We start from the raw sequence: 11,249 nt of genomic DNA, 5'->3' as shown, positions 1-11,249 counted from the left end.
GGCCAGTACCGGCTCGTTAGCCCATGTCGGGAGAGCATCGCCGGTAATACCTAATGTGCGGTCCTGGGGTGGCTTGAGCATGTGGGCATGAGGTTACGTGTCATCGACAGTATCGAAACCGCATGCCGGAGCGTCTATCGGAATTGGACTAATTTTTATCTTAAACAAGAAAAATCTCAGCTTGCTGGCGCGGCCCTCAACCGCCCGTTCCGTTATCATTTCGCAAGGAAGCGTCGCGTTTGCCGTTATCTCATGTTCAATCCTTAAACTTTGCCCCGTTGCGCCGGGGATGCGCTCTGAAGTCAGCGATGAAAGTCGATATAGCCACCCTTTACCTTCTTGCGATCGGAACCTTATTTGCCAGTTCCGCCATGACGTATTGGGAACACCTGTCTCATCCGAAACGCGGCAAGGAATTGCGCATGCTCGCGGCCGGCTATGCCACGCTGGGCATCGGCTGCGCGGTCGCTTCATTCCGGAGTCAGTTGCTGGGCGCCGCCGGGCCGGCGGTCAGCAATCTTGTGATTCTTGGCGGCTATCTGCTGGTCCTGCACGGGGTGGCCATGTTCAATGGCCGTCGCTATCTCGCCAGTTCGATCGGCTTGTGGCTCGTGATGGCGCTCACGTGGGCGATCGCGGGCGTGCGCTGGCAGGCGGCCGTCTGGATCTATGCGAGCGCGTTGCCGATCGCGCTGGTTTCGGCCATGACTTCGTTCGAACTGACGCGCAGCGGCGGCATGCCGGCGGTTCAGTCGCGACGCGTCGCGGTGGCGGTCACGGCCATCCACGCGCTGTTCTATGCCGCGAGAGCTTTCGTGTTGCCGTGGCTGGTACCGGTCTTCGGGCCGCGCGCCTTGTCCCTTTCCAGCGAAATCACGATGTACGAAGGCGTCCTCTACTCGGTCATCCTGCCGATGACCATGCTGCGGCTGACCCGCGAGGAAATTCATGGCGAGCTCTTGCAGGAGTCGCGCACGGACTATCTGACTCGCCTAGGCAACCGGAAGCTGTTCTTCGAGGAAGGCGAGCGGGTGTTCAGCGACGCCGCGCTGCAGCGCCACCCCGTCGCACTGCTCGCCTTCGATCTCGATCACTTCAAGCGAATCAACGACCGCTACGGGCACAAGACCGGCGACGAGGTGTTGAAGTCGTTCGCGGAAACCGTGCGGGTCGTCACGGGTGAGGACGCGATCGTTGCGCGCATCGGCGGTGAGGAATTCGCGGCGCTGCTGCCGGGCGACGACGGTCAGCGCGCGCGGCAGGTGGGCGAGACCGTCGCGAGCCGGTTTGCCGCGCTGTCCCATAGCGCCGACGGCGACCGGATTCGCGCGACCGTCAGCATCGGCCTCGCCGAAGCGAATCGCGACACGGCGTCCCTGACCGATCTGCTTTCGGCCGCGGACCGGGCGCTCTATCGGGCCAAGTCGCTAGGCGGCAATCGGCTGGAGCAAACGCCGACCGCGGCGCCGCCAGCCGCGACCTGCTCGGGCAGCGCATAGCTGGCCGCAGCACGCAGCACGCAGCGCGCTCGCGACGAGCGTCAGCGGCGCCCACCGCGCAGCGACAGTAATGAATGTGATGGATACGAGAAAGAAAGCGGGTACGCCGCCGCGCGCGCTCAACCTCGGCGCGCGCGACGCCATCCCGTCGCGTCAGCGATTACGCTCGCTGCGCCACTGCGCGAAGGTCACGAGATCGATCCCGACCTCGCCCAGCTCGATGCGGGTCCAGCCGTAAAACGCATCGTCCCAGCCGGGGATGCTGCGCGGCGTCAACGCACGGAAATTCATCCCCGCGCGATACGCGAGATCCGGCCAGAACAGCGGCATCACCTCACGCACCGCGAGTTGCCGCAGCAGCTCGGACGGGCCGCCTTCATCGGCGACGATCTCGCCCTGCGAGATCCAGTCGTTCTCCGCCCACGCGACGAACACGCTCGGATTGCCCGCGGCGTCGAACATCAGGATCACGTTCTGCTCGGGCCGCCAGTAATACTCGACGATCCCCTGCTCGGCCACCACGTCCTCGATCACCTTGCGCGTGCGCGGATCGCAATAGGTCATGCCGTTCTCGCCGAGCGCGAGCCAGCCCGATTCCGCGCAATGGCGGCTCTTTGCATCTTTCAGGAAATGCACGAGGCGGTTGGCCGAATCGGCGTCCGTCTTGCGCAGATACAGATCGACAATGCCCGCGTTGAACGCCTTGACCGCGACGGTTTCGTCCGCGACGCCGGTGAGCAGCACCTTCGCGCAGCGCAGATGCGAGATCGACGACAGGAAATCGACGCCGCCGATGCCCGGCATGTCGTAGTCGACGATGACGGCCGCCACCTCTTCGAAGCGCGACGGCCGCGCGACGATATCCCGCTCCGCCGAAGTCTCGACGAAGCGCTCGACGCCCGGCTCGCTCAGACACGCCGACGCCGCCGCGAATTCCAGCGAATTCTCGCGCGCGTGCTGACGGATATAGTTCAGCGCCGCCTGCGGCCGCGTGAAAAACAGGTTCGTGGAAGTGCCCGGGAAGAAGCGGCGCAGCGCATCGAGGTAGCTGTCGTTGTCGTCGACGAAAACAACCGTGGATGGGTAGAAAACGGGGGGTCGAATAAAATTGTTCATCTTTTCAAGTCGTTCTCGCGCCGCCGCCGCAAGCTCCGGAACCGGCCGATCCGGATTGCGTCAGTCAGTGCGACAGCCCAAGGAATGCCGGGCAAGTGTTTCGCCCGCGAGTCCGCATGGTCAATGGGATTACCGCCACTTCCGGTCCCGCCCGCCTTCACCGTGGCGACCGCTGCTGGCGGCTCTGTTCGGTTGAGCAGTTTCGCGGGCGTGCCGCGCGTGCGGCGTGAATCAGTGTTACACCCCGGGTATTCAAACCGTGGCTGCCGGTCGTCTCCAACGGTTCGTATAGTACAGGGTCCGCGCATGAATGGTGCAACTTGGCCGGGATTGCCGGCGACGCATGCCGCGCCTATGCGTTGCGCTTAATCTCGTCAAGAAAACATATCGAAGCAAGCGGAAAATATTTGCTTGCGGCGGCTGCCGTTTAACGTCTGCGCGCTCCTTGCGCCGTGGCTTCGCGGTCGAATCCGCGCCTGCTCGAAGTCGGATCCGGCGCGCTGCGACGCACAGTCGTACGATGACAAAAATCGGCTCGGGGGGAGTCGTCGTTTATCATGGTTCTTCGCATTTCCTGAACGATGTTGCTTAGATATGACGAATACCGGTAAGTTGCTGATAGTCGGCCTGCTCGTGATCGATGCGGGCATCGCCGGTTATCTGCTGTTCCCCAAGGAAGACGAACGGGCGCCGACGGCGACCAGCGAGGTGATCGGCAGGATCACCGGCGCGACGGATTCGGACTCGGAACGCGGCGCCGCGCATGTCGCGGGCGGTAACGTGATGCCGGCGCAGCCGGCCGTCACGGCGACACCGGCTGCGCCCGCCGGGCCGGGTGCCAATCCGGGGGCATCTGTGCCGCAGGCTCCGGCGGCTACTGCGGCCACCACGATTGCGCCCCCACAAGCGGTCCCCGCTGGGCCGCCGCCGTCACCGTCACCCGCGCCGTACGCAGGCACGACGGATAAGGTGACCGTCGCGCCGCCTCCGGCAACGCCCTCACAGTCGGCCTCGATCGCGCCGCCGTCCGTCGCCGCCCTTGCCCCGAACCCGAACGCCGCGCCCGATTCAGGTCAGACCGCCGCCGGCCGTATCGACAACACATCGCCGCCCACGACGCAGCCCACCGCGTCCGCGCACGCCAGGTCGTCGAAGCAGACGGTACAGGCGCTCGCACTGCAGAAAGCGCAGCCGAAACCGGCGCTCGGCCCGCGCGTCGCCCCGACCCAGGCTCGCCAACGCGACGAAGCGCATCCGAACGGCTCGAACCCGGTCGCAGCAATGCTGACCGACCAGCTGGTCAAGGAATCCGCCAAACCCGATCCATCGCTGCCGATGCCATCGGGCGTCGCCGTGCCTCTGTCGCCTGACCGCAGCCCGCCCTCGGTCGGCTCGGCGATGACCGATCAACTGGTCCGGGAGTCGTCCAGAGTGACGCCGATGCAACAGTCGGCTGAGCCGCCGATCCTCAAGCATTGACGGCAACCTGGCTACGGACCGGCTACGGACCGGCTACAGACAGGCCGAAAACAGGCTGAAAACGGACGGCAAGCGGGCACAGCCGAAGTGGCCCCTACGGGCACGTCACGCCACTACGCGAAACCACGCCGGCGTGACGCATCCACATCGCGCGCTCAGGGCCGCACGCTCACGGCCGCGACGCGACCTCGTCGAGATGCGCGAGCAGATCGGCCGGATCGTCGTAGACGCGCAGCGCACCCGCGCGCTCCAACTCCTCGGTGCCATAACCGCCCGACAACAGGCCGACGCCGAGCGACCGGCAACGACGCGCGGCGAGCATGTCCCAGATACTGTCGCCGACCACCACCGTATGCTCGATCGGCACGCCGAGCCGCGCGGCAGCCGCGACAAAGAGGTCGGGGTCCGGCTTCGCGTATTTGACGTCGTCGCGCGTAACGACAACCGCGCGGGCCGGATCGACGCCGAGCGCTTCCAGGTTGAGCGCGGCGGTTTCCATCCGCCCGCTCGTCGCGACCGCCCACGGCGTATCGGTCCGCGTCAGCGCGTCGAGCAGTTCGCGCGCGCCCGGCAACGGACACACCTGCGCGCGCATCCGCTGATACGCGGCCGCATGCGCCTCGCGCAGCCGCTCGCTGCGTTCGACGCTGATTTCGCCGTGCGTCTCGCGCAGCAACTGATTCGTGAAAAGCCCGCCGCTCATGCCGATCTTGCGATGAATCCGCCATATGGACAGCGCGATGCCCTCGCTGTCGAGCGCCTCTTTCCACGCCAGCACGTGCTGATAAACGCTGTCGACGAGCGTGCCGTCGAGATCGAACAGAAAAGATGTCTGGATACGCATCGCAGCCTCCGCTGATGTCGAGTCGATTCACTATGCCATGCCTCGATGACACGGCGAGCGCGGCATCGTGCCGGTCACGGGTTCGCAGCCTGGTTCGTGACCCGGTTCGCGGCCTGGTTCGCGGTCTGGTTCATCGCCCGGTTCTTAGCCTGCTTCTTGGCCTGCTTCTTGGCCTGCTTCTTGGCCTGCTTCATCGCCCGGTTCATGGCCTGATTCACGGCCGCGCTTCGCTCCCCTCCAGACGCCCCTCGCCGCCCGCCTTCCCAGTGTGGCGGCGCCCCCACGCTTTGTCCGGGATTCGCCCCGGCGCGTGCCGGACCAGGGTAAGCTTCGGCCCCTCGTCGTTGTCGCCGTCACGCCGCCGTTTCGAACAAGCCCCGCCTGATTTCCTGCTGAACGACCGACGCGCAGCTTCGCCCGTCGCTACCGACCCGAGCACGCCGCGTGCTCGCGACTGCTTCGCCGTTCATCCGACAGCCCGCGCCGCGCCCGAGCAAACCCATCGGTGCTGCCGTTATTCGCGCTGCAAAGCGAGGAAATAGCCGACGCCTGGCGATTTTCACAATAGCCGACAACGGCGCGACGCGTACGGAATACGCACGGAATGCGTACGAAATACGCGCGAAAAGCCTGCGAAAGGCGTGCGAACAATGCCCCAAGGCGTGCCTCAACCGCGCCCCCAGGCACCCCGCTAGCGCCCGCGCCAACGCCAGACACGAGCCCAACACGAGCCCGATTCATTCAAAAAAACGCTTTATCGATCAAGGAAGCACCCGCCATGAAAAAGACCCTGCTCGCCGCCGCGCTGTTCGGCGCCTTCACCCTGTCCGCGCACGCGCAAAGCAGCGTGACGCTGTACGGCCTGATGGACACCGGCATCGTCTACACCAACAACCAGTTCGGCCACAGCAACTGGCAAGTCGCGAGCGGCACCACGCAGAACACGGTGTTCGGCCTGAAGGGTTCGGAAGATCTCGGCGCCGGTCTGCACGCGGTCTTCAAGCTCGAGCAGGGCTTCATGATGAACAACGGCGCGCAGGCGTTCGCCGGCAGCGCGTTCGGCTCGCAGGCGTGGGTCGGTCTGCAAAGCGATCCGTACGGCACGCTGACGTTCGGTCGCCAGTTCGACGTGATGAACGACCTCGTCGGTCCGCTCTCCGCCAGCTGGAACACGTGGGGCGGCAGCCTCGCCGGCCATCCGTTCGAGAACGACAACCTCGCCGCGAACTCGGTCGTCATCAACAATTCGGTCAAATACGCGAGCCCGCTGTACCACGGCCTCACGTTCGAGACGATGTACTCGTTCAGCAACAAGGCCGGCGACTTCGCGAACAACCGCTCGTACAGCTTCGGCCTCTCGTACGCGCAGGGTCCGCTGAATCTGGCGGCCGGCTACCTGCAGTTCAACAACGCGGGCAACGGCGCGGGCGCCGTCACCAGCGGCGACACCAGCGCGAACTTCATCGCCGCGCGTCAGCGCATCTGGTCGCTCGGCGGCAACTACACGTTCGGGCCGGCGACCGTCGGCCTGCTGTGGAGCCACACGCAGATCGACAACGTCGCCGGCGTGTTCTCGTTCGGCACGGGCAGCTATCTCGGCGCGGGCAGCGACGGCACCGGCACGCTCGGCGGCTCGCTGCGCCTCGACAACTACGAGGTCAACGCGAAGTACGAACTGACGCCGGCATGGAGCGTGTCGTGCGCGTACACGTTCACGCACGGCGCGTACAACGGCTCGTCGCCGGCATGGAACACCGCGATGCTGCAGACCGGCTACGCGGTGAGCAAGCGCACCGATTTCTATGTGGAAGGCGTGTACCAGAACGCGCACGGCGCGCCCGCGGATTCGGTGCTGTCGCACGCGATGATCAACACGCTGTCGCCGTCGTCGACGAATAGCCAGGTCGCGGTGACGGCCGGCATGCGTCACGCGTTCTAAAGACCGCAAAGCATGGCACGGCGCGCGTAACGCACGTAACGTACGCAACGCGCGCCGTCGCCATCACGCCTGCGCCGCGGCGATCACCTGCGACGCCAGCGCATGATGCTGGCCGCGCCGCGAGCGGATCGCGTGAATCTCCTCGATCACGTCGTCCGCGCGGCCGAGCCAGCGCAAACCCCGTAGCAACGTCAATTCCTGCGCGCCGAGTTCCGCGAGCGGAAACACGCCCAGCCCGCGCGCGGCGAACACCGCCATCAGCGCGCTGTCCTCGAATTCGCCGACGATGCGCGGCCGGATCCCCTGCGACTCGAACCAGCGATCGAGCCGCGCGCGCAATGCGCCGTGGCGGGTCGGCAGCAACACCGGCAGATCGGCGAGACACTGCGGAAAGCCCGTGCGCGCCGCTTTGCGCACGATCTGCGCGGGTCCATACCAATCGACCGGCACGCCCGCGACGCGCTGGCTCAACACGCGCAAGTCCGCGCCATGCGGCGCCGGCTGACACGCGAGCACCAGATCGAGCCGATGCAGCGCCAGCTCCGACAGCAATTGCGCGGGCTCCCCTTCATGACAGAGCAGCCGCAGCGACGGCGTGGCGAGCACCGGCGCGAGCAGCGCATGCGCGGCGAGCTTCGAAACACCGTCCGACAACCCGACCGCGAAGCGCACCACGCCTTCGCCGCTCGTCTCGCGCATCTCGTCGAGCAACGCCTCGCCCAGCTGGAAAATCTGCTCCGCGCGATCGAACGCCTGTTCGCCCGCCTCGGTCATCGTCACACCGCGCCCGGCCGGCTTCAGCAACTGACGCCCCAGCGACTTCTCCAGCTCGCGCACCTGCGCGCTGATGGTCTGCACGGCCATCTCGAGCCGCTCGGCCGCGCGCGCAAAGCCGCCCTCCTTCACGACGATCCAGAAGTAGTACAGATGACGGTAGTTGAGCATACGGATTCGACACTTCGAAAAAATCGATATATCTTTCAGATTATCACTGGTTTATCCGAACCTCAAAAGCGCCGATGATTAGCGCTTCCGCCGCCAGCGGCGCCCTATTCTTTCTGGTCACCTTATGGACTCCCTGCTTGCACTCGCCGTCGATCCCGCCGCATGGGCCGCGCTCATCACGCTGATCGTGATGGAAATCGTGCTCGGCATCGACAACCTGATCTTCATCTCGATCCTCAGCAACCGGCTGCCCGAAGCGCAACGCGCACGCACGCAGCGCATCGGCCTGTCGCTCGCGCTGGTGATGCGGCTCACGCTGCTCGGCACCGTGGCGTGGATCGTGCATCTGACCGAGGTCGTATTCACGCTGTTCGGCCATGGCTTTTCGTGGCGCGATCTGATCCTGCTCGCCGGCGGCCTGTTCCTCGTGTGGAAGGCGACCGGTGAAATTCGTCATCACGTGACGCATGAAGACGAAGCCGCCGAAAAGGCCGCCTCGACCGTGCAGTTGACGGTAGCGGCCGCGATCGGCCAGATCATCGTGCTCGACCTCGTGTTTTCGGTCGACAGCATCATCACCGCGGTCGGCATGACCGAGCACATGCCGATCATGTTCGTCGCGGTGATCGTGTCGATCCTCGTGATGATGTTTGCCGCGCAGCCGCTCGCGCGTTTCATCGATCGCAATCCGACCATCGTGATACTGGCGCTGAGCTTCCTGCTGGTGATCGGTATGGCGCTGATCGCCGAGGGCTTCGGCTCGCACGTGCCGAAGGCTTATATCTACGCGGCGATGGCGTTCTCGGCGTTCGTCGAAGGCATGAACATGCTCGCGCGGCGCGCGAAGACGAAACGGGTGAAAAGCGTTGAAGAGTGATGTGGCTGAAACGCTGGGGGCGAGTGGATCGTACGGATCGGCCGTGGCGAGCGAACTCGGCGCTCGAATCCGGTGCCTGAATCCGAAGCTCTAACCCTGTAGGCCGGCTGCAGGAATGCCGGCCCAGTCGCGTCTAACGCGCTTTCCGGCGCGTGCTCTTGCTGGCCGCCGCCGCGCGCGGCGCTTCTTTCTCGGCGGGCGCGCCGCCGTTCATCTGCTCGAGCCACGACAGCGTGTCGACATACGACAGAAACTGCTTCAGATAACCCGGCGACAACTCGCGCATCAACGACAACGCGCGATGCACGAGGCTGCTCGAATTGAGCGGCCCCGCATTGCCAGGCACCGGCGCAAGCGACTGGCGCAACTGCTTCTCGGTGCGGACTTTCGACCAGACTTCGCGGAAGTGGTCAAGCGCGGGGAGTTCGGGATAAGCGCCGGCATGCGGCGCATCCGCGCGCGCATGGTGCTGGCCGAGACGGGCGATCAGGGCCGCGAGCGTGGCGTGGTCGGGTTCGTTTGCGGCGTCAGCGGCATCAGCAACGACGGGGGCGTCAGGAACGTCAGGAGCCGCGCACGGCTGCACCACGGCGCTCGTGGCATCGGCATCGGCATCGGCCTCTGCGCGTTCGACCCGCGCCGCGTATTCGCTTAGCAATGCCGACACTCTGTCGTCGAGCACGCGCCGCGCGTCGCCGCTGTGCTGCACCGCCCGTCGAGCGAGTGCCTCGAGCAGATCGAAGCGCAGCGGATCGAGCCGATGCGCGCCGCTCGCGCGCCAGGCGTCGAGCGTCGCGTGAGCCGGATGGCGCGTGGCCTGCGTCACGGCAGGCGCGCCGCCATCAGCGCCGCCATCAGCGCCGCCACAAGCGTCCTCACGAGCATCCTCATCAGCGCGGTCACGCACCGGACTTCTCCGTACCCGCCGCGCTCGACGACGGTCGCGGCACCGGCGCGATTTCGACGCGGCGGTTCTTCGCGCGGCCCGCTTCGTCGGCATTCGAGCCGACCGGCTGCCCGGAACCGAACGCCGCCGCGAACAGCGACGCCGCCGGCACGCCGTCGTCGATCAGCGCGCGCGTCACCGTCAACGCGCGTTGCGCCGACAGCTCCCAGTTATCGGCGAAGCGCCGGTTGCCCTCGCGCAGACGCTGGTCGTCGGTAAAGCCGCTGACCATCAGGATCTGATCGCTCGCGCGCAGATACGCGGACAACGGGCCGGCCAGACTCTTCAGCAGCGCGCGGCCCTCGGGCTGCAACTGATCGGAGTTCAGCGCGAACAGCACATTGCCGCTAATGCCGATGCGGCCATTGACGAGCGTCACACGCCCCGCCGCGAGCGGCCCGGCGAGCGCCTGTTCGAGTGTCTTGCGGCGCTGCGTCTCGGCCTGCCGTTGCTTGACCTCCTGTTCGAGCTTGCTCGACAGTTCGAGCTGCACGCCGATCACGCCCACCAGAATCAGCACGAACGCGCCGAGCAGCACCGACATCAGATCGCCGAACGCGGCCCAGATCGGCGCGGACGTTTCCACGCCGCCGTCGATGTCCTCGCTCATCACGCGTCGGCTCCGGCGCCCGCGCGTTGCGCGGCCAGCAGTTGCAGATCTTCGACGATCTGCTTCTGCGACATCACGCTGAGGTCGACCACGTCACGCGCCTGCGCGACGTAGTACGCGAGCTGTTCGTCGCTGCGCGCGAGCGATTTGTCGAGCGCCGCTTCGATCCGTTCGAGATGCGCGAGCAGTTTGTCGTTCGCCGCGCCGAATCCGTGCACGGCCGCGCCGAACGCTTCGCCGAGGCTCGCGACCTCGACCGCGCTGCCGGTGACCTGGGCGGCCACCGCGCCGAGCTTGCCGGTCTCGTGCTCCAGATGCTCGGTGAAGCGATTGCCGACGCGCTCCAGCAGATCGGCCGAGGTCGCGACGAGCGCATCGACGGCCGTGCGCTGTTCGGTCGACGCGTGGTTCACCGCGTCGAGCAGCGTCTCCAGCGTGGCGAGCAAGCGGCTGCGCTCTTCCAGCATCGCGGTATCGCGGACCATGCTGTCGGAGAGCTTCTGCCGCAGTTCCGCGACGACCTCGGCCGCCGCTTTCGGCGCTTCCGATGCCGCCTGCACCAGGCGCTCGATTTCGGCGATCGTCGCGTTGGCGTGCGTCTGCGTTTGGGCGGAGATATCGCGCGCGGTTTGCGCGAGCGCGTCGCAGATTGCCTGCTGACGGTTCGCGGTTTGCGCGCCGGTCTGCTGCCATTGCTCGTTCAGCTTCGCCGTCATCGCGCCGAGCGTTTCTGTCCACGTGGTGAAGCGCTGCTCGTCGCGGGCGGCCAGTTCGGCTTGCAGGTTTGCGGCGGCCTTCGGCGCGTCGGCCGCGACCTGGACGATACGGTCGATTTCGGCGAGCGTCGCGCTGGCGTGCGTTTGCGTTTGGGCCGAGATATCGCGCGCGGTTTGCGCGAGCGCGTCGCAGATTGCCTGCTGACGGTTCGCGGTTTGCTCACCGGTCTGCTGCCACTGCTCGCTGAGCTTCGCCGTCATCGTGCCGAGTGTTTCGG

The 11,249-nt window shown here is 66.0% G+C and carries 10 protein-coding genes and 1 pseudogene; 4 read left to right on the top strand and 7 right to left on the bottom strand.

The window, feature by feature from the left end:
- Positions 1–308 precede the first annotated feature (308 nt).
- Positions 309–1,499, top strand: coding sequence for a GGDEF domain-containing protein (locus HHL14_RS26990; protein WP_169500655.1), 1,191 nt, complete (start codon positions 309–311; stop codon positions 1,497–1,499).
- A 153-nt stretch (positions 1,500–1,652) separates the two neighbouring features.
- Here HHL14_RS26990 and HHL14_RS26985 read toward each other — a convergent pair whose 3' ends face one another.
- Positions 1,653–2,615 (bottom strand): response regulator, encoded by a 963-nt coding sequence (locus HHL14_RS26985; RefSeq protein WP_169500645.1) that lies wholly within the window; start codon positions 2,613–2,615, stop codon positions 1,653–1,655.
- 594 nt (positions 2,616–3,209) lie between these two features.
- On the opposite strand from HHL14_RS26985, the gene HHL14_RS26980 reads away from it, so the two are divergent.
- Positions 3,210–4,094 (top strand): hypothetical protein, encoded by an 885-nt coding sequence (locus HHL14_RS26980; protein ID WP_169500644.1) that lies wholly within the window; start codon positions 3,210–3,212, stop codon positions 4,092–4,094.
- A gap of 169 nt (positions 4,095–4,263) precedes the next feature.
- On the opposite strand, the gene HHL14_RS26975 is transcribed toward HHL14_RS26980, so the two are convergent.
- Entirely contained in the window at positions 4,264–4,938 is a 675-nt protein-coding gene (locus HHL14_RS26975; RefSeq protein ID WP_169500643.1) for an HAD family hydrolase, read from the bottom strand.
- Positions 4,939–5,012: 74 nt separating this feature from the next.
- Positions 5,013–5,156, bottom strand: a complete 144-nt coding sequence (locus tag HHL14_RS26970) for a hypothetical protein (RefSeq protein ID WP_169500642.1) — start codon at positions 5,154–5,156, stop codon at positions 5,013–5,015.
- Positions 5,157–5,716: 560 nt separating this feature from the next.
- Between HHL14_RS26970 and HHL14_RS26965 the strand changes: the two genes are divergently transcribed.
- Positions 5,717–6,877, top strand: coding sequence for a porin (locus HHL14_RS26965; protein ID WP_169500641.1), 1,161 nt, complete (start codon positions 5,717–5,719; stop codon positions 6,875–6,877).
- A 63-nt stretch (positions 6,878–6,940) separates the two neighbouring features.
- Here HHL14_RS26965 and HHL14_RS26960 read toward each other — a convergent pair whose 3' ends face one another.
- On the bottom strand, positions 6,941–7,822 hold the full coding sequence (locus HHL14_RS26960) for a LysR family transcriptional regulator (protein ID WP_169500640.1): 882 nt from the start codon (positions 7,820–7,822) through the stop codon (positions 6,941–6,943).
- A 124-nt stretch (positions 7,823–7,946) separates the two neighbouring features.
- Here HHL14_RS26960 and HHL14_RS26955 point away from each other — a divergent pair, with 124 nt between their 5' ends.
- Positions 7,947–8,699: a TerC family protein gene (locus HHL14_RS26955; RefSeq protein ID WP_169500639.1), complete on the top strand. Its 753-nt coding sequence runs from the start codon at positions 7,947–7,949 to the stop codon at positions 8,697–8,699.
- Positions 8,700–8,832: 133 nt separating this feature from the next.
- Here the strand turns inward: HHL14_RS26955 and HHL14_RS26950 are convergent, their stop codons facing one another.
- From HHL14_RS26950 to HHL14_RS33350, 3 genes and pseudogenes are all read right to left on the bottom strand, one after another.
- Entirely contained in the window at positions 8,833–9,525 is a 693-nt protein-coding gene (locus tag HHL14_RS26950) for a DUF2894 domain-containing protein (RefSeq protein ID WP_329601737.1), read from the bottom strand.
- 73 nt (positions 9,526–9,598) lie between these two features.
- On the bottom strand, positions 9,599–10,255 hold the full coding sequence (locus tag HHL14_RS26945; RefSeq protein ID WP_169500637.1) for an OmpA family protein: 657 nt from the start codon (positions 10,253–10,255) through the stop codon (positions 9,599–9,601).
- Positions 10,255–11,249: pseudogene (locus HHL14_RS33350) on the bottom strand (DUF802 domain-containing protein); the annotation flags it as partial. The pseudogene HHL14_RS33350 and the gene HHL14_RS26945, both read right to left, overlap by 1 nt.

Origin of the sequence: Paraburkholderia antibiotica, from assembly GCF_012927125.1 — a bacterium.
Taxonomy (GTDB): Bacteria; Pseudomonadota; Gammaproteobacteria; order Burkholderiales; family Burkholderiaceae; genus Paraburkholderia; species Paraburkholderia antibiotica.
Note: the sequence above shows the minus strand (reverse complement) of the source record. Positions and strands in the feature narration are given on the sequence as shown.